The organism is Variovorax sp. LjRoot130 (genome assembly GCF_964253755.1).
In the GTDB taxonomy this organism is placed as follows: Bacteria; Pseudomonadota; Gammaproteobacteria; order Burkholderiales; family Burkholderiaceae_C; genus Variovorax.
Genome location: NZ_CAXURM020000001.1, coordinates 3,319,459 through 3,343,452 on the forward strand (window position 1 = coordinate 3,319,459; position 23,994 = coordinate 3,343,452).

General features: G+C 65.6%; 22 protein-coding genes and 1 pseudogene. 7 read left to right on the forward strand and 16 right to left on the reverse strand.

Annotated features, from left to right (window positions below; genetic code table 11):
* Positions 1-30 precede the first annotated feature (30 nt).
* From ACSQ86_RS16485 to ACSQ86_RS16500, 4 genes are all read right to left on the reverse strand, one after another.
* Complete coding sequence (locus ACSQ86_RS16485) at positions 31-831, reverse strand: ABC transporter permease (RefSeq protein ID WP_436309180.1); 801 nt, start codon at positions 829-831, stop codon at positions 31-33.
* The gene (locus tag ACSQ86_RS16490; RefSeq protein WP_436310275.1) at positions 824-1,609 is read right to left on the reverse strand and encodes an ABC transporter ATP-binding protein; all 786 of its coding nucleotides are present in this window, start codon (positions 1,607-1,609) and stop codon (positions 824-826) included. Before ACSQ86_RS16490 ends, ACSQ86_RS16485 begins: the two co-directional genes overlap by 8 nt.
* An 11-nt stretch (positions 1,610-1,620) precedes the next feature.
* Positions 1,621-2,607: an ABC transporter substrate-binding protein gene (locus ACSQ86_RS16495; protein ID WP_436309181.1), complete on the reverse strand. Its 987-nt coding sequence runs from the start codon at positions 2,605-2,607 to the stop codon at positions 1,621-1,623.
* 128 nt (positions 2,608-2,735) lie between these two features.
* Complete coding sequence (locus ACSQ86_RS16500) at positions 2,736-3,695, reverse strand: LysR family transcriptional regulator (protein ID WP_436309182.1); 960 nt, start codon at positions 3,693-3,695, stop codon at positions 2,736-2,738.
* A gap of 134 nt (positions 3,696-3,829) precedes the next feature.
* On the opposite strand from ACSQ86_RS16500, the gene ACSQ86_RS16505 reads away from it, so the two are divergent.
* Positions 3,830-4,513, forward strand: a complete 684-nt coding sequence (locus tag ACSQ86_RS16505) for an aspartate/glutamate racemase family protein (protein ID WP_436309183.1) — start codon at positions 3,830-3,832, stop codon at positions 4,511-4,513.
* On the opposite strand, the gene ACSQ86_RS16510 is transcribed toward ACSQ86_RS16505, so the two are convergent.
* Positions 4,455-4,961, reverse strand: coding sequence for an aminotransferase class I/II-fold pyridoxal phosphate-dependent enzyme (locus ACSQ86_RS16510; protein ID WP_436309184.1), 507 nt, complete (start codon positions 4,959-4,961; stop codon positions 4,455-4,457). The two genes, ACSQ86_RS16505 and ACSQ86_RS16510, sit on opposite strands and share 59 nt — an antisense overlap.
* Here ACSQ86_RS16510 and ACSQ86_RS16515 point away from each other — a divergent pair.
* Entirely contained in the window at positions 4,950-5,420 is a 471-nt protein-coding gene (locus ACSQ86_RS16515) for a LysR substrate-binding domain-containing protein (RefSeq protein WP_436310276.1), read from the forward strand. The two genes, ACSQ86_RS16510 and ACSQ86_RS16515, sit on opposite strands and share 12 nt — an antisense overlap.
* Before the next feature lie 16 nt (positions 5,421-5,436).
* Here ACSQ86_RS16515 and ACSQ86_RS16520 read toward each other — a convergent pair whose 3' ends face one another.
* The 7 genes from ACSQ86_RS16520 to ACSQ86_RS16550 all read right to left on the reverse strand — a co-directional run bounded on the left by ACSQ86_RS16520 (position 5,437) and on the right by ACSQ86_RS16550 (position 13,546).
* Complete coding sequence (locus tag ACSQ86_RS16520) at positions 5,437-6,906, reverse strand: N-acyl-D-amino-acid deacylase family protein (protein WP_436309185.1); 1,470 nt, start codon at positions 6,904-6,906, stop codon at positions 5,437-5,439.
* A gap of 11 nt (positions 6,907-6,917) precedes the next feature.
* Positions 6,918-7,919: a Bug family tripartite tricarboxylate transporter substrate binding protein gene (locus ACSQ86_RS16525; protein ID WP_436309186.1), complete on the reverse strand. Its 1,002-nt coding sequence runs from the start codon at positions 7,917-7,919 to the stop codon at positions 6,918-6,920.
* A gap of 110 nt (positions 7,920-8,029) precedes the next feature.
* Complete coding sequence (locus ACSQ86_RS16530) at positions 8,030-9,085, reverse strand: threonine ammonia-lyase (protein WP_436309187.1); 1,056 nt, start codon at positions 9,083-9,085, stop codon at positions 8,030-8,032.
* 14 nt (positions 9,086-9,099) lie between these two features.
* On the reverse strand, positions 9,100-10,086 hold the full coding sequence (locus ACSQ86_RS16535; protein WP_093103646.1) for an N-carbamoyl-D-amino-acid hydrolase: 987 nt from the start codon (positions 10,084-10,086) through the stop codon (positions 9,100-9,102).
* Between the two features lie 266 nt (positions 10,087-10,352).
* Positions 10,353-11,348 (reverse strand): LysR substrate-binding domain-containing protein, encoded by a 996-nt coding sequence (locus tag ACSQ86_RS16540; protein WP_436309188.1) that lies wholly within the window; start codon positions 11,346-11,348, stop codon positions 10,353-10,355.
* A gap of 1,670 nt (positions 11,349-13,018) precedes the next feature.
* Entirely contained in the window at positions 13,019-13,210 is a 192-nt protein-coding gene (locus tag ACSQ86_RS16545; protein ID WP_436309189.1) for a hypothetical protein, read from the reverse strand.
* Positions 13,211-13,321: 111 nt separating this feature from the next.
* Positions 13,322-13,546, reverse strand: a complete 225-nt coding sequence (locus ACSQ86_RS16550; protein ID WP_436309190.1) for a hypothetical protein — start codon at positions 13,544-13,546, stop codon at positions 13,322-13,324.
* Positions 13,547-13,962: 416 nt separating this feature from the next.
* Between ACSQ86_RS16550 and ACSQ86_RS16555 the strand changes: the two genes are divergently transcribed.
* A complete protein-coding gene (locus ACSQ86_RS16555) occupies positions 13,963-14,511 on the forward strand; it encodes a cation transporter (RefSeq protein ID WP_436309191.1) in 549 nt (182 codons plus the stop codon).
* A gap of 255 nt (positions 14,512-14,766) precedes the next feature.
* Here the strand turns inward: ACSQ86_RS16555 and ACSQ86_RS16560 are convergent.
* Positions 14,767-15,258, reverse strand: a pseudogene (locus ACSQ86_RS16560) (phosphatase PAP2 family protein); the annotation flags it as partial.
* A 204-nt stretch (positions 15,259-15,462) separates the two neighbouring features.
* Here ACSQ86_RS16560 and ACSQ86_RS16565 point away from each other — a divergent pair.
* From ACSQ86_RS16565 to ACSQ86_RS16580, 4 genes are all read left to right on the forward strand, one after another.
* On the forward strand, positions 15,463-17,562 hold the full coding sequence (locus ACSQ86_RS16565; RefSeq protein WP_436309192.1) for a phosphatase PAP2 family protein: 2,100 nt from the start codon (positions 15,463-15,465) through the stop codon (positions 17,560-17,562).
* Between the two features lie 48 nt (positions 17,563-17,610).
* On the forward strand, positions 17,611-18,789 hold the full coding sequence (locus tag ACSQ86_RS16570) for an MFS transporter (RefSeq protein WP_436309193.1): 1,179 nt from the start codon (positions 17,611-17,613) through the stop codon (positions 18,787-18,789).
* An 88-nt stretch (positions 18,790-18,877) separates the two neighbouring features.
* Positions 18,878-20,821, forward strand: a complete 1,944-nt coding sequence (locus ACSQ86_RS16575) for an FTR1 family protein (RefSeq protein WP_436309194.1) — start codon at positions 18,878-18,880, stop codon at positions 20,819-20,821.
* 8 nt (positions 20,822-20,829) lie between these two features.
* Positions 20,830-21,126 carry a hypothetical protein gene (locus ACSQ86_RS16580; protein ID WP_436309195.1) on the forward strand — a complete coding sequence of 99 codons (297 nt, stop codon included), beginning with the start codon at positions 20,830-20,832 and terminating at the stop codon, positions 21,124-21,126.
* A gap of 33 nt (positions 21,127-21,159) precedes the next feature.
* Here ACSQ86_RS16580 and ACSQ86_RS16585 read toward each other — a convergent pair whose 3' ends face one another.
* From ACSQ86_RS16585 to ACSQ86_RS16595, 3 genes are read right to left on the reverse strand one after another with little or no spacing between them, the layout of a single operon-like run.
* The gene (locus ACSQ86_RS16585) at positions 21,160-21,648 is read right to left on the reverse strand and encodes a single-stranded DNA-binding protein (RefSeq protein WP_436309196.1); all 489 of its coding nucleotides are present in this window, start codon (positions 21,646-21,648) and stop codon (positions 21,160-21,162) included.
* A gap of 27 nt (positions 21,649-21,675) precedes the next feature.
* Complete coding sequence (gene virB11 / locus ACSQ86_RS16590) at positions 21,676-22,746, reverse strand: P-type DNA transfer ATPase VirB11 (protein WP_436309197.1); 1,071 nt, start codon at positions 22,744-22,746, stop codon at positions 21,676-21,678.
* Between the two features lie 11 nt (positions 22,747-22,757).
* Complete coding sequence (locus ACSQ86_RS16595; protein ID WP_436309198.1) at positions 22,758-23,993, reverse strand: TrbI/VirB10 family protein; 1,236 nt, start codon at positions 23,991-23,993, stop codon at positions 22,758-22,760.
* Position 23,994 lies beyond the last annotated feature (1 nt).

Here is a 23,994-nt window from a genome sequence, read left to right on the forward strand (position 1 = left end):
GTCCTGGGAAAATGAATTGACGTTGGCGGCTCAGTGCACTTCGCGCTGGTTGCCGGCGGCGCTCCACGGGAAGAGCCAGCGCTCCAGCACCACGATGAGCTGGAACAGAACGATGCCCATCACGGAAAGCAGGATCACGGCGCCGAAGGCGAGCGGCACCTTGAAGAAGGCGGTGGAAGTGACGATCAGGTAGCCCAGCCCCTGGTCCGCGTTGACGAACTCCGCCACCACCGCGCCCACCACGCAGAGCGTGATCGCGACCTTGAAGCCGCTGAAGATGAAAGGCACCGCATAGGGCAGCCGGATGCGCACGAGTTCCTGCCGCCAGGTGGCCTTGCAGGCGCGGCCCAGCTCCAGCAACTCGGGCGGCACGGCGAGCAGGCCGGTGGAGATGGAGATCACCAGTGGAAAGAAGGCCACCAGAAAAGTCACGACGACGCGCGGCAGCTCGTTGGCGCCGAGGATGACCACGAGCAGCGGCGCCAGCGCGACCTTGGGCACGGACTGGGTGAGCACGAGCAAGGGATAGATGGCATTGCCGACCGCCGGCGAAGAGGTGATGGCGAGCGCCATCGGCAGGCTGATCGCCACCGAGACCACGAAGCCCAGCAGCACGGTGCGCAGAGTCGCGAGGCCGTGCATGCCGAGATTGCCGGCCACGCTCCAAGATTCGCTGGCGATGCTGCTCGGCGCCGGCAGCAGGAACTCCGGCACCCTGAAGGCGCGCACCAGCACCTCCCACAGCACCACGGTCACGAAGAGCGCGAGCGCGGGGATGCCGAGTTCGCGCACGAGCGCCGACGGGTGGCGGCGTGCGGTCTTCTCAGACATCCTGCGTTGCCTCGTTGCGCTTGAAGATCTGCCGGCGGATGCGCTCCGAGGCTTCGGTGAATGCGGGCAGCGCCGACATGCCGAAGGCTCTCGGACGCGGCAGCGTGATGTCGATGACGTCGGCGATGCGACCGGGTCGCGCCGACATCACGACCACGCGGTCGGCGAGCAGCACTGCTTCGGAGATGGAATGCGTGACGAACACCACCGTCTTCGGCCGTGCGGCCCAGATGCGCAGCAGCTCCAGCGTCATCTCTTCGCGCGTGAGGGCGTCGAGCGCGCCGAAGGGCTCGTCCATCAGCAGCAGGTCGGGGTCGTTGAGAAGCGCCCGGCAAATGGCGACGCGCTGCTGCATGCCGCCGGAGAGTTCGCGCGGCGAGCGGCCTTCGAAGCCTTGCAGGCCGGCAACCTTGATGAGATCGTGCGCCGCGGCCGTCTGCGCCTCGGTGACGGAACGGCCGGTGACGCGGATGGGGAACAGGATGTTGTCGAGCACGTCGGCCCACGGCAGCAGCGTGGCGGCCTGGAACACGATGCCGGTACGCTCGCGCGGCTCGCTCAGCGCTTCGCCGCCGACGTAGACGCGGCCGGCGGATGGCTTGATGAGGCCGGCCATGATGCGCAGCAGCGTCGATTTGCCACAGCCCGAGGGGCCGACGAGTGCGATGAATTCGTTCTGGCGGATGTCCAGCGAGACGGCGTCCAGGGCGATCGTCCGCTCGCCGTCGCGCGAGTCGAAGTAGCGCGATACCGCGTCGACGTGCACCGCGGCATTCATCAGGGCGTCGCTCACTTCGCGGACAGGAAACGGGTGTCGACGGCTTGCGCCGGGTTCCACTTCGGGTCGAGGTCCTGCGATTCGGCGACGACGTGCCAGGTTTCCTTCAGGCGTTCGGGCATGACCTGACCGAAACCGTGCTGTTTCTGATAGTCGTTGAAGACGAATTCGAGCGTGGCCTTGAGGCTGTTGAGGCAGTCGTCGAGGTCGACCTCGGGCACGCGCTGGACGTGCATCTTGCAGGCCTCGACCTGGTTGTCGCGCGCCCATTCGAAGGAGCGGCGCGCGGCGCGCAGGAATTTCCTGACCGTCTCGGGCCGCTCCTGGAGCATCTTGTCGGACGTGATGAGCGAGGCCGAATAGATGGCGAAGCCGCTCTTGACGAAGGGCAGCACCACGATTTCTCCGCCGGCTTTGCGCGCGGCCTTGTTCTGGTAGTAGTGGTGGATCGAATAGAAGGGTGCGGCGTCGATGTTCCTGGCGAAGAGCTGTGGGCCCATGGCACCGCCGTCCATGTTGACCCAGACGATCTTGCTGGCGTCGGTGCCGGATTTGGCCGCGACCTTGGGGAAGTAGAGCTTGTGGCTGTTGCCGGGCGTGATGCCGATCTTCTTGCCTTCGAGTCCCTTGAAGTCCTTGATGCCGGAGCTCTTCAGGACAAAGAGCGAGTGCGGCGAGTAGGTGTAGACGGCCGCGATGGTTTTGACGGGCATGTTGGCTCGGGCGCGGGCGGTGAGCACGGCACCCATGTCGGAGACGCCGAAGTCGGCGGCGCCGGCACCGACCTTCGCCGCGGTATCGCCGCTGCCGTAGCCGCGGGTGATGGTGACGTCGAGGCCCTCTTCCGCCCAGATGCCCTTGACCAGCGCGCCGTAGTAGGCGGCGTGCTCGCCCGAGGCGAGCCAGTCGGTCTGGAAGCGCACTTTCTCCTGCGCCATGGCGCCCCCGGAAAGCAATGCGGTGGAAGCGAGAACGGCAAGAGCGATGATCTGTTTCACGGGTCCGATCCTTTGGGATGCAACGCGAGGCGTCGGACGCAATGGTGTGGCGCGCGGCGGCGCTTGTCGTATGCTGATTTGTGGTGCGTCCTTAACAGGACGTTATGGTGCGGTTCGGAGCGCCTGTCTCAGGCGGCGTGACGCAGCAGCTCGGAAGCTGCGTCATTCGCCGGCACATCCGCATCCGGCGAGGCAAAGCCCTGCTGCGCCAGCAACGCACGCAAGGTACTGATAAAAGTCTGCGCCGGCTGCGACAAAGGCTCGTAGCACGGGTACACCAGGTTCGCGACCAGCGAAGGCGCACCCGCCAACGGCCGAACGACGAAGTGATTCGCGGGCCAACTGCGCACCGAGAATTCGTCCACGATGGCGATCCCCGCCCCCATCTCGACCAGCGCGCAGGCGTTCTGCGGCGAGCCGACTTCGATCGCCGCCTTCAACGGCTCGTCCGCCGCCTCGTACATGCCGGCGATGCGCATGCCCAGCGGCGTATCGCGCCCATAGCTCACCAGCGCAAACGGTCGCAGGTCCACGAGCTTCAGCGTCGAGCGGCGGGCCAACGGATGGTTGTACGGGCAGATGCAGACCATCGTGCCACGCGCGATCGGCGTCACCTGCAGGTTCGGATGGTCCATCGGAAGGATGACCACGCCGAGATCCGCCTGTCGGTTGAGCAGCCGGTCCTTCAGATGCGTATAGCTCAGGAACTGGAAGGTCACCCGCACATCCGCGTTGCTCTGCCTGAAGCGCGCGATGACCTGCGGAATCAGCGTCTGGCCGATGCTCGGGCTCGATACCACGTGCAGCAGACCCTGTCGCCCATCGGCCAGGTCGTGCGCCAGCTCGCTCACGCGCTGCACGCCGAGGTACACGTTCTCCACCTCGCGAATCAATTGCTTGGCCTCCGGTGTCGCATAGAGCCGGCCCTTGATGCGCTCGAACAACCCGAAGCCGAGGCGACTCTCGGTATAGGACAGCAGGCGGCTCACCGCGGGCTGCGACACGTGCAGCAGACGGGATGCGCCGCTGATGGAACCCGTCGTCATCACCGCCCGGAACACTTCGATCTGACGCAGGTTCATGGACATGGAGACTTCCTTGCACTGGATTGAGGGCCCTTAACCTCGCGTTAAGGGAGGCCAACAAAACAGCAAGGAACGTGCCGTTCACGCGCGGCAGGCCGCACCTAGACTTTGAGCGACCACCACTCTGGAGGACCGCGATGCGATCCACCGTCTTCGTCATCAACCCGAACTCGACCGAGGCCGTGACCGCGGGCATCGACGCCGCCATGGCGCCATTGCGCATGGCCGGCGGCCCCGACATCCGCTGCCTCACGCTCGCCGAAGGCCCGCCAGGCATCCAGACGCAGCGCGACGTGGAATCGGTCATCCCGCCGCTCGCGCACCTCGCGCAGTCGCTCGAAGAAGAAGCCGGCGCCTTCGTCATCGCCTGCTTCAGCGACCCGGGCCTTCATCTGGTGCGCGAAACGGTGCGCCGCCCGGTCCTGGGCATCAGCGAATGCGGCGTACTGACAGCCCTGACGCTGGGTCAGACCTTCGGCGTGATCGCCATCCTGCAAGGCTCCATTCCACGCCACCTGCGCACCTGGGGCGCGATGGGCGTGCTGGACCGCTTCGTCGGCGAGATGGCGATCGACATACCGGTGACCGAACTGATCGACGCCGAGCGCACGCTGGCGCGCATGATCGAAGTGGGACGGCGCCTCCGCGACGAGCGCCAGGCGCAGGTGATCGTGATGGGCTGCGCCGGCATGGCCGCATACCGGGCGCCGCTGCAACGCGCTCTGGGCATTCCGGTCGTCGAGCCGAGCCAGGCGGCGGCGGTCATGGCGCTGGGACGCGTGCGGCTCGACTGGGAAATGGCGGCCGGAAGCGCCGCATGAGCGAGGCCTCCATGAACGACTCCGACGCGCGGGTGTGCTCGGTGGTCCTGCAAGCCGCGTCGAGCACCGGCATGTCCACCGCGTAGGCGATGCGCAGGTAGTTGGCGAGGTCGAGGTCGATTTCGAGCCGCCGGCCCTCGGGCGTGGAACGGCCCAGCAGTTCCTTGCAGTTCGCGAAGACGTAGAACGCGCCTTCAGGTGTGCCGCTCGCGAGGCTGTCGATGCGTGCGACGGTCTGCAGCACGCGGCCGCGGCGTTCGGCGAGCATCGCCAGCCAATCGTCGATGAAGCCGGCTCCCCCGTCGAGTGCCGCCACGGCGGCGGCCTGCGAGATCGAGCAGGCGTTCGAGGTGCTTTGCGACTGCAGCACCTGCAGGGCGTCGGCCAGCCAGCGCGGCCCCGCCGCGTAGCCGATGCGCCAGCCCGTCATCCAATGATGGAGCAGCACGAGCTCGACTGCGCGCTGATCGTCAAGCCCGCTTACCCGCTCGAGGGCTTGCTGCGCTGGCGCTCTCTGCGGCAGGAGCCCTTCGTGCTGATCGTGCCGCCAGGCGAGGCGTCGAGCGACGTGACATGGCTGCTTTCGAACTACCCCTTCATCCGCTACGAACGCCGTTCGCACGGCGGCAGCCTCGTCGAACGTTTCCTGCAACGCAAGAAGTACGCACCGAAGGAGTCGGTGGAGACCGATTCGATCGAAGCGATCGGCCTGCTGGTGGCGCGCGGCCTTGGCATCTCGGTTCTTCCACGCACACCTGCGCTCTCGGTCATCGGTTCGCGGGTGCGTGAGATCAACCTGGGGGCCGACACCTTCTATCGCGAGATCGGATTGATCGAACGCATCGACAATCCGCGCGCGCCACTCAACGGCGACTTCTGGGACGCGCTTGTGGCGGGCGGCACATGAGATCGAGCAGGTCGTCTCACTCGTGGGAGGGGCCGGACTCGTCGGTCAGGCGTACCACGCGCCCGCTGCGCACGCCGAGCGATTGGCCGCCGCGCCACACAGGCCGCCCATTGACGATGACGGCATCGATGCCCTCCGCGCGCAGCGTAGGGGCCTCCCAGGTCGCCCGGTCGGCGATCCGGCCGGCATCGAATACGGTGATGTCGGCAAAGGCGCCTTCGCGCAGCACGCCGCGGCCGGGCAGGCGGAAATGCCGGGCAGTCAGTCCCGTCATCTGGTGCACCGCCTGTTCGAGCGAGAACAAGCCGACGTCGCGGCAGTAGTGGCCCAGCACGCGCGCAAACGTGCCCCACAGGCGCGGATGCGGTGCCGTGTCGTGGGGCATGCCATCGGAGCCGATCATGGTCTGGGGAAAGGCGAGCACGCGCTGCACGTCAGCCTCGTCCATCAGGAAGTAGATGGCGCCGGCCGGCTGCAGCAGGTCGACCGCGTCTTCCATCGACACACCGAGGCGCCGCGCGATCGCGTCGAGGTCCATGCCCGAGAACTCGGGGTGCGACTGGGACTGGGTAACGATGATGCGGCTCGACACCGGAATGCGGTCCTTGCGCAGGATGGTGGAGCCCGCGCAGTAGGGATAGCAGTCGAGCGCGATGGACTGGTGCGCCATGGCCTGGCGCACATGGGCCAGCGTCTGTACCGAACGGCCATGGTTGCGCGGGCCGATGAGCTTGTGGTGCGACACCACCACCGGTGCATGCGCTGCACGGCCGATCGCGAAGGCCTCGTCCAACGCGGCGAAGACATGGTCGCCCTCGTCGCGGATGTGGCTCGCGTACACGCCGCCGTAGGGGCCGATCACTTCGGCCACCTGCGCCATCTCTTCGGTCGTGGCCGGCATGGCCGTGGGATAGGCCGCGCCGGTGGACAGCCCGATGGCGCCGCTGGCCATGGCCTCGCCTAGCAGCGCCCGCATGCGTGCGATCTCTTCCGGTGTGGCGGCCCGGTCGAGACGTTCCATCGTCGCCGCGCGCAAGGTGGTGTGGCCCACCAGGCAGGCTGCGTTCACCGCCGCAGGCGCAGCCTCCAGGCGCGCGAGGTAGGCCGCGAAGGTGGCATCGCCGAACAGGGCAGGGTCGTGGCCCAGCAGGTTCAGCGGCGGCGGTACGGTGGTTCCGGCCGGCGCGCCCCAGGGCGCGAGGCTGATGCCGCAGTTGCCGGTGACGACCGTCGTCACGCCCTGGCTCAGCTTGGCTGGCATGTCCGGGTCGAGCATGAGGTAGCGGTCGTCGTGCGTGTGCGAGTCGATGAAACCCGGCGCCACGATACGGCCGGTGGCGTCGATCTCGACCGCGCCACACAGTCCCGCCAGGTCGCCGACGGCAGCGACGTGCGCGCCGCGGATGCCGACATCGGCCTGGCGCCGGGCGCTGCCCGTGCCGTCGATCAGCGTGCCGTGGCGCACCACGAGGTCGAATTCGGCCATGTGCGCCCGCCTCAGTCGATCTTGGCGCCCGAGTGCTTGACCACATCGGCCCAGACAGGACGTTCCTTTTTGGCGAGGTCGAACAGGTCCTGACGCGGGCCGGTGTGGATCTCGTAGGCCTGGGCGGCCAGCTGCTGCTTCACCGCAGGCGAATTCAATGCCTTGTTGAAAGCGGCGTTGAGGGCGTCGAGGATCTTCGGATCGACGCCAGCCGGTGCGACATAGCCGGTCCAGGCGACGGCCTGGTATTTCTTCAAGCCGGTTTCGGCGATGGTGGGCAGCTCGGGCAGGCGGCTGTCGCGCGTGGCGCCGGTCACCGCCAGCGGCGTGATCTTGCCGCCCTTGAGGTGGGGAGCGATGGAGGTGATGTTCTCGAACACCAGGTCCACCTCGCCACGCATCAGCGCCAGATCGGCTTCCAGTCCGCCCTTGTACGGAATGTGCACGATGGACACGCCAGCCATGGACTTGAACATCTCGGCGCTCAGGTGGCCGGTGGTGCCGTTGCCGCCGGAGGCCACGGTGAGCTTGCCGGGCTGCTTTTTGGCCATCTCGATGAGGCCGGCCACATCCTTCACGCCGAGGTCGCTGCGCACGGCCAGCACGTTCTGGACGAATCCGGTCAGTGCCACCGGGGCGAGTTGCGTGTCGGCGTCGTAGGGCAGCTTCTTGTAGAGCGACTGATTGATCGCCAGCGTCGCCACGTTGGCATAGGCGATGGTGTAGCCGTCCGCAGGGGCGGCGATGGTGGCTTGCGTGCCGATGATGCCGGAGGCGCCGACACGGTTCATCACCACCACCGACTGGCCGAGGTCGCGACCCACCGCATCGGCGAGCAGCCGCGAGACGATGTCGGGCGTTGTGCCGGCGTTGAAGGGCACGATCAAGGTGATTGGCTTGTCGGGATACGCGGCCTGCGCGTAGCCGCACAGGGCCAGCGCGGCCAGCGGCGCAGCCAGCACCTTGAGGAGCCAGCGGCGGCAGGAAAGAGAACGAGCGTTGAAGAACGACATGGTCAAGGCTTTCTGAAGATCGATTGAGGGGCTTGCGGTCTCCTGGGCGACGCTGCGCCGGGGCACGGCGGCGTCGGCCTCGTTGCTATGGGGAATGGGTGCAATGGCGGTCAGCCCTCGGTCCGCGCCATCACGGATTGCAAAACCGGCAGGTCGACATTGCCACCGGAGAGGACGAGCACGGCGCTCTGCCCGCGCAACGAGACACGGCCGGCCAGCATCGCCGCGAGCGCCACGCTGCCGCCGGGCTCGACGACGAGGTGCAGTTCCTCCAGCACGAATCGCATCGCGCGGGCCACCTCTGCGTCCGTCACGGCCACGGCCTCGTGCAGCAGCGGCTGGTTGATGGCGAACGGCAGCTCCGCGGGCGTGACGGCCTGCAAGGCATCGCACAGCGTGCGGGCACCGGGGGCATTGGTCTCGCGCCGACCGCTGCGCAGCGAGCGCACGGTGTCGTCGAAGCCCGTGGGCTCGGCGGCCACGCGCCGCGCGCCGGGGCTCAGCGCATCGAGGACCAGGCAGCAGCCGGCCATGAGGCCGCCGCCACCGCAGGGTGCGGCAAACAGGCCCAGGGTTTCCTGCGCACCGGCCGGCAGGTCTTGCAGCGCCTCCAGGGCCACGGTGCCCTGCGCGGCCAGCACCTCGGGGTGGTCGCCCGGCGGGATCAGCGTCCCACCGGTCTCGGCCAGCAGGCGCATGCCGATGTCTTCGCGGCTTTCCCTCTCGCGGTCGTAGTGGATGACCTTCGCGCCCTGCGCGAGCGCGCGCGCCACCTTGGTCTTCGGGGCATCGATCGGCATCACGATGGTGGCCGACACGCCCAGTTGCCGGGCCGCCCAGGCGATCGCCTGGCCGTGGTTGCCCGTCGAATAGGCCACGACGCCACGCTCCCGCTCCTGCGGCGTGAGTGCCAGCAGGGCATTGAAGGCGCCGCGGGCCTTGAAGGAGCCGGTGACCTGCAGGCTCTCCGGCTTGATCCAGACGGTGCCTCCCACCAGCGCGTCCAGCGCGGGCGAGCGCAGCAGCGGCGTGCGCCGCACGTGCGGCGCGATGGCGTGTGCGGCGCGCAGCACGTCTTCGAAACGGGGCACGCGCATCGTGCCGAGCATCGCGTGCTCGATGTGGTCCGGCAGCGCCGCGGCAGAAGGGGTGGAGGTGCTCGTCATCGCGGAGTCCTCCTTCACGCCGATTGCCACACCGGGGGCTCGGTGCTGCCGGTCTGGCTGGTGAGCCGGGTGTAGGCCTCCAGGCGGCGGTGCTGGGTGAAGTTGAAGATGGTGTTGCGGCCCAGCAGGCACATGTCCAGGTTGCAGTCGGCCACCACCAGTTCGTCGTCCCAGCTGGTGGCCATGGCCATGATCTCGCCCTGGGGGTTCACGATGATGGAGTGGCCCATCAGCTCGAAGCCGTCCTCGTTGCCGGCCTTGGCAACGCCCACGCCGAAGGTGGCGTTCTGGTAGCACCCGGCCTGGATGGAAAGCTGGGAGTGGAAGTTGCGCAGGTGGTGCGCCTCGAAGCCGCGGTTTTCCTGGTTCACCGCGGGCGTGTTGTAGCCCAGCATGACCAGCTCGACCTGCTGCAGGCCGAGCTCGCGCCACGATTCGGGCCAGCGGCGGTCGTTGCAGATCAGCATGCCCAGGTTCACGCCGTCCACCTTGCCCACCGGGGCGCGCACGACCGGGAAGCCCAGGTTGCCCACCTCGAAGTAGCGCTTCTCCAGGTGCTGCACCTTGCGGATGGTGGAGAACTCCTTGTGCCCGGGCAGGTGGACCTTGCGGTACTTGAGCACGATCTCGCCCGAGGGGGCAATCACCACCGACGTGTTGAAGCGACGCTTGCGCACCAGGCCGGTCTCGTCAGCCTCGTGGGCGATCTCCGCGTAGCCCAGGTAGCAGGTGAGCCCATGGCGGCGGATGGCATCGAAGAGCGGCTGCGTGGCGGGCGACGGCAGCATCTCCTCGTACCAGGGGTCGGCCTCGTCGAGGTTCTCGACGTACCAGCGCGGAAAGAAAGTGGTGAGCGCCAGTTCGGGAAACACCACGACGTTGGCGCCGCGCTGATGCGCGCGCTCGAGCAGGCGCACCATGCGGGCCACGACGACATCGCGGCCTTCGGCTTTCTGGATGGGCCCGAGCTGGGCGGCGGCGACGGTGATCGAGCGGTTCATGGCGGCAGAAGAGTTGGTCTGAGCAGGATGATCTGGCTCACCGCCTCTACGACCAACTGCGCCTGAACCGTCCTGGCAGGCCGCGAGGGCATGCTTCGAATCTGCCGCAAGTGATTGATTTCAAAGACAAAACGCGTGGCGCCCAAGGCGCCTCGACCAGTCCGTCGATAACCGCGCGTTATGGCCTCGGGACAAAAGGTGATGGACATCCGAACCGCACTGTCGATGGTGCGCAACGACACCTGCGCCGCGTCGACTGGCTCGGCTCAGGGGCGAGGCGCGCGTACGGGCACATCCTCGCCCGGGTGCTCGGGCAGCGTGAGGGCGAGCGCACTGTCGCGCCCCTCTTGCTTCAACAGGCGCTTGAAGACGGCCAGGAACTCCTTGGCCATGGCCGACAGCGGGCTCACGTTGGTGTGGATCAGATAGATGCGGTGCGCGAGCCTGGGCACGAGCGGCTTGAGCACCACGCCATCCGTCGCCGGGCGCCGCGCACCAAAGGCTTCGATCAGTGCCACGCCGACGCCTTCACGCACCAGCCCCATCGCCTCGGGCGTGGAGCGAATCTCGATGTCGGCGCGCAAAGGCAAGCCCGACGCGGCGAAGAAATCGGCCGTGAGTCGGCCGAAGGGCGTGTCGCGCCCATAGCCGATGAAGGTTTGGCCCACCAGATCGGTCGCGCTCACAGCCTCGGCCTGCGCCAGCGGATGGCGCTCGGGCACGGCGCACTCGATGAAGCTGTGCCCGATCGCCCGCGCTGCCGCGTTGGCACTGGGCGGCGGCGGCATCGAAGAGATCGCCAGGTCCGCGTGTCCCAGCAGCACGTGCGGCAACAACGAGTCGAACGGCAACGGCCTGTACTTGATGCGCACATCGGGATAGCGGGCCCGAAAACGCTTGATCGCCACCGGTATCAGCCACTCGCTGAAGCTGGGGCTGGAGACCAATGACAGTTCGCCCTGGGAGCCGCCAACCAGGTCGGCCGCCAGCGCATTGAAGCGGCGCACACCCTCCAGGATGCTTTCCACTTCGGAGAACAGACCGCGCGCCTCAGGCGTGGGCTGCAGGCGCCCGCGCACGCGCTCGAACATCAGCATGCGCAGCCGGCTTTCGGTCGTGGCCAGCACGCGGCTGACGGCCGGCTGGGAAACACACAGCATGCGCGCCGCCCCGCTGAGGGACCCGGCGATCATGATGGCGTGGAAAACCTCGATCTGCCGCAGATTCAGCGGTACCGGCGGGGTCGGGAGCGTGGCAGGCATGGAGCAGGAAAACGGCACATGTCCGAGCTCCATGCAAGTAACACGCCACCGCGCGCAGAAGCTGCGCGGCCGGTCAGCAGAAGGGATGGCACGACAAATGCGACTCTGTCGCAATCAACCATTCGTCGTATCGCCGCCCGGACTCGGGCGTGCTCAGGGTTTGATAGGCGCATGGCAACGACATTGGTGGTGCGTTCGCCATATCGCTCGGTCATCACCTGGAGCGACAGGTTCAGGGCGTCGGCGGGCCGCTAGTCGGAGAAGGTCGAGAGGCGACCTTCCTCCGGCCAGTCTGCCGTGTTCCGATCCGGAAAGACGCGACTGGCCGTTTCCGGCTGTTGGAGGCCGAGGTGATGCGAGCATTCGCAGATCGCGCTTACCTTTATTTATGTACCGGGCCACGATCGTGGAGCACGGGGACCACGATCCTGGAGCAAGCCCGTATCCGGCCGCCCGGCAGATGTCCACAGGCAACTGAGGCCGGCCCGCAGTGTCCGAATTCGGCAGGGGCTTCATTGGGGAGGGAATTCGGACACCGGCGTCCGAATTCAGGCACCTGTCAACGGGGCGGCCTCCTAGAATCGTCTCAGGGCGCGCAGAGGGCTCAGCCGCTAGCTGCCCTCGGCCTCGTCCCGTTTCGCGCTTGGTAGCCCTCGTGAGAGGCCTGGTTTGAAGACCTGTTGAAGGCGCCGAAACAGCCGGCTGCTTGGGCGTTGCGTCGGAGCTCACCGCGCCGAATTCCTCCCCCAAGATCGTGGCCTTGCCGAAAACTGATCGTGATCCGGCCCTTTTCCTGCTCTTGCCAAGACGGCGCCTCTAAGTCGTTGATTTAGGCTGAATTTTCCACCTTTTCCCATTCTGTCTCGGCTGATCCCGCTTCCTCTAGGTTCGTGTCCCTGCACACTCTGGGCCGATGCGGAGCCTGTGGCGCCTTGGGAGTGGCGGAGGGCTCAGCACGACCCCGGGAAGACCGCCTGTACTGAGACACTGACGGCTATGCGAGAGTGGCCAATAGCGAGGCTCTGATGAAGAGATCCGACTACGCTGGTCCGATGGGATCGTAAAAGACGATGAGCAGCTCACCGTCGAGGGCGTACCTGTGCACCCTGGCGGCGGACTGTGGCACCCCGACACCCTGAGAACCGTTGGACCCTTGAGCGGGTCATGGCGGCCGGCAACGAGACCTACGGCGACGGCACGTACTGGATTGAGGAACGGGAGGCCTGACGCGTGGATGCCAGAGCAAGCCGCCGCCAGGCCTCCAAGAGTGGGCCTTCTTCCTGTTGCCGTCGTGTACTACCAAATGTTTATAACTTCACCGCGCCGGCACCTTAGCGCCACAAGACTGAGGCGGAAAGTTCTCCACTGTGGCAGTGGACAGAACGGTGCAAAAGAATGTGCGCAACTCTGCAGACCCTTGCCACGCAGGCATCACCAAGCTGTGCCTGTAAAATCGGCATGGGCCCCGTTGGAGTCGCGACAGTCGCCGGCATCGAGGAACCGCCCATAACAGGCGGGTGCCGAAGCAACCTCTACCAGCGCCGGCAGACTGTCTGCTTAAAGCATGCCACGCCAGCCCTGGATTTCAAGCTCAGGCAAGGGCGCCGGTTTCCCGTTCCTCGCCGCAAGGGGGAATGGGCCTGGTCAGATACCCCTCGGATTTTTGTAGCTCATGGCGGAATCGGTCTACTTGCCTCGCGGTCAATATCGCCACGCAGCGTCTCATCAAGGATGGGCACCTCCCCATTGATTAGCCGCGTTCGGGCCGCAAGCACCACAGCCTTGTGCACAGCCTCCGGCAAGGTGCGTCCGTTCAGATAGTCGGCGACCAGGGCTTCGGCGGCTTCAAAGAAAAGGGCCAAGGCGTACCTCCCAGGCACCCGAGGGGCGCAACACAGTAGACCTCGGCGGCCAGCACCTTGCTAGCCCATTGCGTCAAGCCCCGGTGGCACCCGCCGCCTACTGCCCCCAAGTCAGCCGCATGCCGCTCTCATTGGCGCGCGGCCCCTTTCGGTCACCCGCAGGACCACGGCAGCATCGTCATACCGATGCGGGCCCGAGGGCCGGCGCATCTTGGGAACCTCTGCCTCAATCAGATTCGTGGCCTTCAACACCGCCAGCTTGTCGATGTCTTCTGGATCCTCGACCATCAAAGGGAGCTGCACTGCTCGCAGGCGCTTCAAAAGCGTGAATGGCATGTCTTCACCTTAGTTGCTGTGTTCATCGCGGACGCTTGTGCTCGGGCTGCTTGATTCCGAGCAATCCTCATGCTACGTCGCAGACGTGATGGCTCCACAGGCGGATTACCCTAAAACATACGTTCGCATACCCCTCAGCGAGCCTCGAAGCAATCAAGTCCCCCAGCCCGCAGCGAATGGATTTTTGTGACCACTCAACCGTGCGCCAGCAAGGGCGGGCGCTGAAGCAACCTCTACCAGCGCCGACTGACTGTCAGCCCCAAGCATGATGCACCAGTGTTACGCCACGATTAAGAGGCGGGGCCCGATGAATTTTCGGCTGCTCGCAGTTCTCCCAAATCACTCTCAACTCGGCGCCTACATTGGCGCTGTCAGCTCTAGTTTCTCCAACCCCACTCCTCTGTGAAGGGCTGACCTTGGCCCGCTTCGGCGGGCTTCTTTTTGGCCACTACCCGTGCGCCAGCAGCATCTTTCAGGAACGTGAGGCCGTTGCGCTGGCCTTTGTCCTCGTCGCAGTTGTTGAAGATGATGTGCGTGTTCCGGACTTCATACGCGATGCGTACCTGCATGTGATTGCCGACGCGGCGACTTCCGTCCTCGCCATCGCGGCATTGATTGGCGGCAAGTTCTGGGGCGCGGGCTGGCTCGACCCGGTGATGGGCATTGCGGGTGTCGGCCTGGTTGCCGTATGGGCCTATGGGCTGCTGCGCGACTCAAGCAAGGTGCTTCTCGATGCGGAAATGAATGCGCCGGTGGTGGCAGAGATACGTGAGGTGATCGAGGCCAGCCCGGTCAAGGCCCGCATCAGCGAACTGCACGTCTGGCGCGTGGGCAAGGGCAAGTACGCTTGCATCGTGTCGCTGGTCACTTCGCCTGATGCGGGCCCTGAATATTTCAAGCAGCGGCTCAGGATCCACGAGGAACTGGTCCACATCACGATCGAGATCAACGCCCTCGTTGAATGATCCCCGGTGTGCCCACCGCGGCCGCCCTGCCATGTCGTTTCGCGCTCTGAACCAGAACGTGACCGCTCGCGAGAACAATGCACAGAGCCACGTTGTCGTTTCTGGCTTGGACCCACGCGGTCGTCCCGATCGAATGGATTGTGAATCTCCACGCGAACGGCCAGCCTTCACGACCTCGGGAGCCAGCGGGCCTTCACGGAAGTCATCGCGCGCGATGATCGGGGCGATGTAGCGGCGGCCCAGCCACTGAACGACAGAGAAGGCTCCGGCGACTGCCGCAGCGACCAACAGCCCGGCCGCGATGTCCAAAGGAAAATGGACGCCGACGTACACCCGCGCCCATGCGGTGATGGCGGCCGCGGCGACCATCGCAAACCCCAGCACCCGAAGTCGAGGGCGCAGCAGGAAGATCAGGGCGACAGTGAACATCACGGATGCATGCGCACTTGGCAGCGATCCGCGAGCCCCGTGTGCGATGTAGGCAGGGCTCAGGCCCACCATGAAAGGGCGCGGAAAATTGAGCAGCCCCGCGATGGCGTGCGCAGTGAGAGCAGTTGCCGCGGAGGCCACCAAGGCGGCCATTACATAGCCGCGCTCCGATGGGCGCTGCCATACCGTCCACCCTATCAGGCCCACAGTCACCCAGGCACCGCCGAGCGCGATGGCGCAGGCGAGAGGCAGCAGCCAGGGATTGGGGTCATAGCCCGCGGCGATCCACTGGAACAGGGCGAGATTCAGTGTCGTCATGCGGCGTCCCGTATTCGGTCGAATGGCACCCCGCGACCGCCCGACGCTTCACCCAAGCACCCCGGACGGCGATTCACGTCAAAACCGAGGCGGCATGAGAGTAGCTCGTAGAAACGTGAACCCAGGGCTTTAAAGTCAGCATCGCGCGATGCTAGGTTTCACTTATTAACGCAAGCTGAACCAGGTACTCAACTTGATAGCTTTGTGATCGACGCCGAGTTACTGACGCAACGACGGCCAGGTTCAATCAAGACGTTCGATCACCCGTGGAACGGTCCGGGCACCGACAATGGAGCGCTGGTGGAATCACATCTTCAAGCGCTGATCGGCTATTTCTCAGAGCACCCGCAAATGGCGCTCGGTGCGGTGTTCGCGGCGGCCTTGCTCGAGGCGCTGGCCGTGATCGGTACGGTTGTTCCGGGCAGTTCGATCGTCTTCGTCGGCGGCATGCTCGTCGGGCTTCAGGCGCTCGACCCGGCGTGGACCGCAGCTGCGGCAGTAAGCGGTGCTGTCGCCGGCGACAGCATCAGCTACTGGCTCGGCCACCGCCATCGCGAGCGGCTTCGAGCGCTGTGGCCGGTGAAGGCCCATCCCGCCCTTTTCGATCGAGGGCAAGCGTACTTTGCGAAGAATGGTGGCAAGAGTGTGTTTCTTGCCCGCTTCCTCGGCCCGCTTCGAGCCGTCGTGCCCGTCATTGCCGGCATGTCGGGCCTACCGGCCCCGCAGTTCTACGTGTTCAACGTCCTGTCGGCGATGGTGTGGGCGGCGGCGCACCTTGCTCCCGGCTTCTTTTTTGGCGCTTCGCTTCAACTGGCTGGAGCCGTGAGTTCACGGCTCGCCGTCCTGGTGCTCCTCGTCGCCGGCGCCCTGTGGCTCGTTGCTTGGGTCGTCGCCTTCCTGCAGCGCCAGGCGCGTCCGCGCATCGAAGGCTGGCGTGATCGTGCCGTGGCTTGGGCGAGCACACGAACGAACCTGCCCGCGCGCATCCTGCTGTCTCTGTTCGATCCCACCCGAGTCGAGTCCAAGGCGCTGCTCGCCGCCGCGTTGATGCTGATAGGCGGCGCTTGGCTATTCTTCGGCGTGCTTGAGGACGTGCTCTCCAATGACCCATTGGTACAGGTCGATCGCCGCGTCTACGCGACGCTGCAGACGCTTCGCACGGCATGGGGCGACAACGTCATGGTGGCCGTCACCGAATTGGGCAGTGCCCCCGTCGTGATTTCCGTAATCACCGCCGTCTCGTTATGGCTGGCCGCGAAGCGCTGCTGGCGCACACTGGGCTATTGGCTGGCGGCCGCCGGTTTTGCCCAACTGCTCGTCCGGACTCTGAAGTTCACTCTCGGGCGCGCGCGACCGACCGGAATCTACAGCGGGGTCGATCCCTTTTCGTTTCCGAGCGGTCATGCCGCGATGAACATCGTGGTCTACGGCTTCCTGGCCTTCCTGCTGGCACGTGCCAAACCGGCTGGAACGAAGATCGCCATCACGATGTCGGCGGCGATGGTGATTTCGCTGGTCGCGTTCTCACGGTTGTACCTGGGCGCTCACTGGTTCTCGGACGTGCTCGCCAGCTTGAGCCTGGGTCTTGCCTGGGTGGCGTTGCTGAGCATCGCCTACCTCAACCATGTGCGACATGAGAAGGTGTCTGCCTTGCCGCTGTCGACGGTGGTCGGGATGACCTTGGCGCTCGTCGGTGGTTGGGTTGTCGGCGAATACCACCGCGCCGATCTGGTGCAGTACGCTTATCACCCACGAAACGACACGGTACCTGTCGCCGACTGGCGAGGGGACGGATGGCGCGGACTTGCCTCCACCCGAACCGACCTCGGCGGGGACGCCGAAGAGCCGCTGTCGGTCCAATGGGCGGGCCCAGCGGAGGAGGTCGGGGGCGTTCTGAATCGGGCGGGATGGCATGTCCCCCCGCCCTGGGCCGCGAAGACGGCGCTGCTATGGCTGTTGCCGAACACGCCGATCGAACAGCTCGCCGTGTTGCCGAAGCTCGACTATGGCGAAGCGCAAGGGATGACGTTCATGAAAGTGCTGAACGTCGACGAACGCATCGTGCTGCGCCTGTGGCCGTCGCCCTATGTCGTCGAGAGCGACGGGGCAGAGCCGCCGCGCCCCTTGTGGATCGGCATGGCGACCATCGAGCGCCTGCGGCATCCTGCCGGCTTGATCACGCTCGCCGCAACGCAACACGACTTCACGACGCCGCTGCGGCGGCTGGCACAGGATGTTCACGATCAGCAGGGCTCGGCGCAGTTGGAGGAACGGACCGGGCGAGTCGTTCTGCTGGTCTGGTAAGCCGCGCAGGACAAATCCGATGAACAGCCCACAACGAACAAGAAATCCATGACCCCATCGGCGCCCCTGCGCGTCATTCCGCGTACCGTCTGGGTGCTCGGCTTCGTCAGCCTGCTGATGGACCTGTCGTCCGAACTGGTCCACAGCCTGCTGCCCGTCTTCCTCGTCGGCACGCTGGGCGCCAGCATGCTGACCGTCGGTCTGATCGAAGGCATCGCCGAAGCGACCACGTTGATCGTCAAGGTCTTCTCGGGTGCCATCAGCGATTTCATCGGCCGGCGCAAGGGCTTGCTGCTGTTGGGTTATGGTCTCGCAGCACTGACCAGGCCCTTGTTCCCGCTCGCCGTCTCGGCCGAGATGGTGTTCACCGCGCGCTTCCTGGACCGCATCGGCAAGGGCATCCGGGGCGCACCAAGAGACGCATTGGTGGCCGACGTGACGCCGCCGGAAACCCGGGGAGCGAGCTTCGGCCTGCGCCAGTCAATGGACACGGTGGGCGCCCTTCTGGGGCCTGCGCTGGCGATCGGCTTGATGGTGGCGTTCAGCGGTGACATCCCGCGCGTACTGTGGTTTGCGGTCATTCCGGCGTTCCTCGCGCTCGGCCTGATCGTCGTCGGCGTGCGCGAGCCGGCGCACGACACCGCTTCGGGTCGCTTCCGGCCCCCTATCCGGCTCGGCGCATGGCGGCGCTTTTCCCGTTCCTACTGGTGGGTCGTCGCGGTCGGTACCGCATTCACGCTGGCTCGCTTCAGCGAGGCGTTCCTGGTCTTGCGCGCACTGCAGCTAGGGCTGTCGCCGACATGGGTGCCGCTGGTGCTGGTCGTGATGTCCTTGTTCTACGCACTGTCGGCCTATCCCGCCGGACTGTGGTCGGACCGGATCCGCCGCTCGGCGCTGCTGGCCGTGGGACTCGCGTTGCTGATCGCGGCGGATCTGGTGCTGGCCTTGGCCGGGTCGGTGGCGTTCGTGCTTGTCGGCGCGGCGCTGTGGGGCCTGCACATGGGTTTCAGCCAGGGCATCCTCGCGGCACTCGTGGCCGATACCACGCCCAAGGAACTCAAGGGCACGGCGTTCGGGATATTCAACCTGCTAAGCGGTGTCTGCATGCTACTGGCCAGCGCCGTGGCCGGCTGGCTGTGGCAACAGCACGGAGCGCAGACGACCTTCTACGCCGGCGCGGCGTTTGCGCTCGGCGCCTTGGTTCTGCTGTTGGTCTGGAGGCGCTGATCCCCGCCGCTTCAGAAAGAATCCATCCTCAAGCGCCCAAGACGAGTGCGGCCTAGAATGAGAATGACTCATATTCTCAAAACGACCCATGGAGCTTGTCGGTTTCCTCCTCTGGAAATTCTTGGTGATCGCGACGGCGCTGACAACGTGGTCGGCCAGTTCATGGGGTGGCGAGCCGCCGGCGGGCGACAAGGCCAAGCAGACGTGGCAACTCCTCGACTACCTCGCCGTCGACTATGGCGGCGCAGTGCACGAGGGTCAGGTTGTGAGCGCTGCGGAATACGAAGAGATGAAGGAGTTCGCTGCGACCGCTGCGCAGCAACTCGCCACGCTCCCAAGCACGCCCACGCTCCCCGACCTTCAACGCCAAGCGTCAAGGCTGAACGAGCTCATTGCTGGCAAGGCCGATCCGAAAGCGGTGGCAGATGCCGCTCATGCGCTGGCCGCAGCGCTGATCAAGGCCTATCCATTCCCCGTTTCGCCCACGAAGTTGCCGGATCTCGCGCGCGCTGCAGCGCTTTTCCAGTCCAACTGCGCTGCGTGTCACGGGGAGCGTGGAGCGGGTGACGGCCCTCTGGCCGCGCGCCTTGACCCCCATCCCACGGCCTTCACGGACCGGGACCGAGCCCGCAATCGATCGCCGCTCGCGCTGTACCAGGTCATGACCCAAGGGGTCCAGGGCACGCCCATGGCGAGTTTCAAGGAAGCCTTGTCTGACGACGATCGCTGGGCGCTGGCGTTCTTCGTGGGCGGGCTTTCATACTCCGATGTCGAGCGCTCGGCGGGCGCAGCGCAGTGGAAGAACGATCGGCGGGCCAGAGAGTCCGTTGCGGGCCTGGATGCGGTGGCCCAGCTTTCCGAGAGTGCGCTGAGCGCCAAATTGGATCCGAAAGCCGCGCCGCTGATCGTGGCGCATGTGCGCGCCCATCCGGAGGCGGCCGCAGCTTCGCAGCAGGGTACGGGAGCGACCAAGGACAAGCTTCGTGAAAGTCTGGCCGCCTTCACACAGGGTGATCGCCAAGGGGCGAGCAAATTGGCCTTGTCGGCGTACCTGGACGGCTTTGAACCTTTGGAGCCATCGCTGCGGGCCCGCGACGCAACCTTGCTCGCTCGAATCGAGACAGCCATGGGCACATACCGTGCGGCGCTCGGCGCTGGCGACCCAGTCAAGGTCGAGGACGCCGAACGGTCCCTTCAGTTGCTGCTGGACCAGGCTGAGGCGGCTCTGCGGCCCGGTGACAGCGATGCGCTCACCACGTTCCTGGCGGCTTTGACGATCCTGCTGCGAGAGGGTCTTGAGGCCCTGCTTGTGGTGGTCGCGATGGTCGCGTTCCTGCGCAAGGCCGAGCGCACGGACGTTTTGCGCTACGTGCATGCGGGATGGGCCCTGGCTCTCGCAGCCGGCGGACTGACCTGGTTTGCGGCCACTTATCTGGTCAGCGTGAGTGGGGCCAGCCGCGAACTCACCGAAGGATTCTCTTCGTTGTTCGCCGCCGTTGTGTTGCTCGGCGTCGGCATCTGGATGCACCGGAAGAGCGTCGCAGGGCGCTGGCAGATCTATCTCAGGGAAAAGCTCTCGAACGCACTGAACCAGCGCACGGCCTGGTTCCTGTTCTCGCTGGCCTTCATCGCGGTCTATCGCGAAGTTTTCGAGACCGTGCTGTTCTTTGCGGCGCTTTGGACCGAGGGCAACGGCTTGCCACTGCTTGCGGGCTTGGCAGCTGGATTCGTGCTGCTCGGGGTCATCGCATTCGTGCTGTTGCGCACGAGCGCGCGCCTTCCTATAGGGCAGTTCTTTGCGGCAAGCTCTCTCCTGGTCGCGGTGCTGGCAGTGGTGCTGGCCGGCAAGGGCGTAGCTGGACTTCAAGAAGCCGGTCTCCTGAACGTCTACCCCGCACCGGTTCCACGGATTGAACTCCTCGGAATCTATCCTTCTTGGCAAACCGTGCTTGCCCAGCTTGCTGTCCTTGTCATCGCCTTCGGCGGTTTCATCGCGAACCTGCGGCCGACGAAGACATCCAAAACGGTGTGAGGCGGCAATTGATCCTCGGCCCGGTCGCGCAGGGCACCGACGAGAGACATCTTTCCCCGCGCGTGTGTTTCGTTGAGCGGTTCAAGGCTTCGGTTTTTTGGCCGATCCAAATCAAAGTGCTGACAGACACGTTCGTGAGGCAGGTGAAGCACAAGGGTGCCGCGATCGGCGAGCGTTACGCCGACGCCGGCGGCATGTACCTGCGCGTTCGACCGGAATGCCCGGTCACGATGGCCCGGAACGGGCGGTCACGATGCGCCGGAATACCCATCCAGGTCATGATGCGCTGTCCACGCTCGGTATGACTTTAGACGCCTGGGGCAGGCCAAGCGTGTAGGTCACAAACGCGCGCCCGCTGCCTCTTGCTCAAGAGACTCGCGCACACTTCCGAGCATCCCCGACAAGTCGGCGAGGGACACATCGCGCCTCCTGCCGCTGGCGCGATCCCTGAGCAGCTTCTCAATCGACGACAAGCCCTTCGCTGCCAGTACCACGCGATCTCTTCGCGGCGCACCACTGATCACCTTCAACTCGTCCACCAGAATTTCAAAGCCGCGTCGCTGGCTGCCATCGCGCCCGGTCCAGCGTGTTGATCGCAACCGACCCTCCACAAACACCTCGGCTCCCTTTCCCAGCGTGGACAGAGCCCACTGGGCCAGCCGGCCTTTGCAGACCAGCCGATGCCACTCGGTGTGCTCGACGTCCTGGCCGGCCTTGTCCGTCCAGCGTTCGTTGGTCGCCAGGTTAAGAATCGCAAGGACATCCTCGGCCGAGCCGGCCCGCTCCGCATCCCGGCCAAGACGTCCGATCAGTTGCACATGATTCATGTCCATCTCCTACTGTTGCCGGATCATCTAGCCCACGACGGATAGCGCATGCATCGGGTCGTAGTAGACGGCCGGGACGTGCCGCCCCAGCTCGCGATCGAACACCAACTGCACGACGACATGCACCAGCGTGTGCAGCAGCCGCATGATCTCCTGAAGCGCCAGGCTGCGGCCCTCGTCGGACGCCTTGATCAACAGCGCGATCCGAACGAACGCCTCCTGTGGCGAGTTTGCATGAACGGTCGTGACGCCGCCCGGGTGCCCCGAGTTGAGAACGTTCTGCACGTAGTAGAAGGTCTCGTCACCGCGCAGTTCGGCGAGCAGCACGCGGTTGGGCGTCTTGCGCATCACGGCCTGCAGCACCTGTTTGGCCGTGGCACCCACCACACGCTCGCCGGCATGCGAATCCCGCCGATAAAAGAGCGCCTGCGAGTTCGGATGATTGCGCAGCGGCATCTCCGGCGTGTCCTCGACGGTGATGAGTCGCTCCCAGGCCGGGATCAACTCGATGAGGGCACGGATAAAGGAGGTCTTGCCGCTGCCGGTGGCACCGGAAACGATCAGGTTCTGATGTTCTCTCACCGCCCGTGCGAAGAATGCCGGCCAGTCACCCGCCCTGGCCAGATCCCATAGCTCGACCTGTGCCGGCTCGAGATGAACGAGCAGTCGCGCACGCTCGTCATCCGACAGAGATGCCGAGTGCACATGCCGCGTGCGCTGGAAGTAGCGCTGCTCGACAAACTGGCCCAGCTCGAAGGACTGGCTCGTGTGCTTGCGCAGGTTGAGGTAGATCATCCCGCGCGCCGCGGTCGGCGGCATCGTCATCTCGATGCGCTCGCCACCTGGCAGGTAGGCAGACAAGATCGGGTCGCCCTCGTCGAAGGGCTTCTGGGAGATGTTCGCCAGGAAGTTGCCCAGCGCCTGAAGGTACTCGAAGCTGATCGCGGGCGCCTCGACCTGCTCCCACACGCCGCGCTTCCACAGCTGCACGACTCCCGGCGCGTTCACCGCCACCTCGTTGACACTCGGATCGGCCAGCCAGCCTTGGAATGCACGCAGGTGCGCCAGGATCGAAACGTACTTGTCGGGTGCGCCCATGACCGCGCTCCTCAGTTCACCGATGCGGCCGGGCGCAACTCGTAGACCGTCGAGAAGTCGACGTCTCGCGCCACGAAGATCTTGATGACCTCGCCCTGGTTCTTGTAAAGGCTCGGCCGCAGCTGGCTGCCCTGCTTGAGCATCTCCTCGACGATCGACTTGGTCGTGCTGCCGGTGTTGTTCAGTTGCGAAAGCGAACCCTGCGTGCCGATGTTGTACGTATCGCCGTACGTATTGCCCGCTGATCGCGAGGCGCGCACGTCGTCCCGGGCGATGTAGCTCTGCTTGGCATCCTCGAACAGCGAAAAGAACACCGCGCCGGCAAAGCGCTCGAACCACTTGTTGTCGACATAGCCGGAGGTGCCTGCGCGGCCCAGCGCATCGGTACCGGGCGAATTGAGCTGGACCGAGACGAAGTTCGGCGTCACAGCGCGGGACCAGAGGGTGAAGATCGTCTGCTGGCCGGCCTGCAGGCCCTGCGCGTACTCGCCCTCCATGGTGGTGCCCGCTTCCATCAGCACCACCTTGCCGTCCATCGACATCACCGGCGCGCTCAGAATGCATTTGAGGAAGCCTGGCTGGTCGGTCAGGATCGCCGTCAGCAAGGTGCAGTCCGGCAGCGTGCCCTTGGCCAGGGTCATCGACGGATTGCGGTTGATGGTCGCGCTGGTGCCCGGCGTGATCGTGGCGGACAGTGCGCTCGCCAGGGCATTCGTGCCGCCTTGCGGCGTCGAGGCGCCGGGCAGGCCAGACGCCGTCGTCACTACAGCGCCCAGCTGCGCCGCAGCAGCCGACACCGGTTGCATCGCGGCAAGGTTGATCGCGCTCTTGCGGCGGCGCTCGCGGACACGATCCTCCTCCGTCATGCCGCCCTGGGCGGCGGGCTGGCCGGTGTCGGGTTTCTTTTCGAGCTCGGGGCAGTTCAGGCCGACCGGAAGACGCAGGCCGCCGGGGCATTCCACGTACGTCGGCGGAGCGGCCACCGGACCGAGCGCCAGCGGGACCTTCACCTCGGGCGCGGCGAGCGGCCGCGCATCGGTCTTGGTGTCATTCTTCGATGCTGCCTGCGCCCCGAAGAGGCCGAAGTAGTTGTTCTTGCTGGCGATCCCGAAGAGGATCAGCAGCGCCGCCACGGTCGACGTCGCCACCAGGATCAGCTTCTGCCCGGGCGCGACGGCGCGCTTGCGCTCGACCAGGCCCTCGCGCTCTTCCTCGGCAACCGGTGCTTCCCTTTTCTGCTCGAACATC

Bases quoted from the DNA above. Each gene is read 5' to 3' on its own strand.
- ACSQ86_RS16500 (WP_436309182.1), bottom strand. From the start codon at position 3,695: ATGTCCATGAACCTGCGTCAGATCGAAGTGTTCCGGGCGGTGATGACG.
- ACSQ86_RS16525 (WP_436309186.1), bottom strand. From the start codon at position 7,919: ATGTCGTTCTTCAACGCTCGTTCTCTTTCCTGCCGCCGCTGGCTCCTC.
- ACSQ86_RS16505 (WP_436309183.1), top strand. From the start codon at position 3,830: ATGCGATCCACCGTCTTCGTCATCAACCCGAACTCGACCGAGGCCGTG.
- ACSQ86_RS16585 (WP_436309196.1), bottom strand. From the start codon at position 21,648: ATGAATCATGTGCAACTGATCGGACGTCTTGGCCGGGATGCGGAGCGG.
- ACSQ86_RS16530 (WP_436309187.1), bottom strand. From the start codon at position 9,085: ATGACGAGCACCTCCACCCCTTCTGCCGCGGCGCTGCCGGACCACATC.
- ACSQ86_RS16575 (WP_436309194.1), top strand. From the start codon at position 18,878: ATGGAGCTTGTCGGTTTCCTCCTCTGGAAATTCTTGGTGATCGCGACG.
- ACSQ86_RS16490 (WP_436310275.1), bottom strand. From the start codon at position 1,609: ATGAATGCCGCGGTGCACGTCGACGCGGTATCGCGCTACTTCGACTCG.
- ACSQ86_RS16595 (WP_436309198.1), bottom strand. From the start codon at position 23,993: ATGTTCGAGCAGAAAAGGGAAGCACCGGTTGCCGAGGAAGAGCGCGAG.
- ACSQ86_RS16550 (WP_436309190.1), bottom strand. From the start codon at position 13,546: ATGCCATTCACGCTTTTGAAGCGCCTGCGAGCAGTGCAGCTCCCTTTG.
- virB11 (WP_436309197.1), bottom strand. From the start codon at position 22,746: ATGGGCGCACCCGACAAGTACGTTTCGATCCTGGCGCACCTGCGTGCA.
- ACSQ86_RS16515 (WP_436310276.1), top strand. From the start codon at position 4,950: ATGGAGCAGCACGAGCTCGACTGCGCGCTGATCGTCAAGCCCGCTTAC.
- ACSQ86_RS16535 (WP_093103646.1), bottom strand. From the start codon at position 10,086: ATGAACCGCTCGATCACCGTCGCCGCCGCCCAGCTCGGGCCCATCCAG.
- ACSQ86_RS16485 (WP_436309180.1), bottom strand. From the start codon at position 831: ATGTCTGAGAAGACCGCACGCCGCCACCCGTCGGCGCTCGTGCGCGAA.
- ACSQ86_RS16570 (WP_436309193.1), top strand. From the start codon at position 17,611: ATGACCCCATCGGCGCCCCTGCGCGTCATTCCGCGTACCGTCTGGGTG.
- ACSQ86_RS16520 (WP_436309185.1), bottom strand. From the start codon at position 6,906: ATGGCCGAATTCGACCTCGTGGTGCGCCACGGCACGCTGATCGACGGC.
- ACSQ86_RS16540 (WP_436309188.1), bottom strand. From the start codon at position 11,348: ATGCCTGCCACGCTCCCGACCCCGCCGGTACCGCTGAATCTGCGGCAG.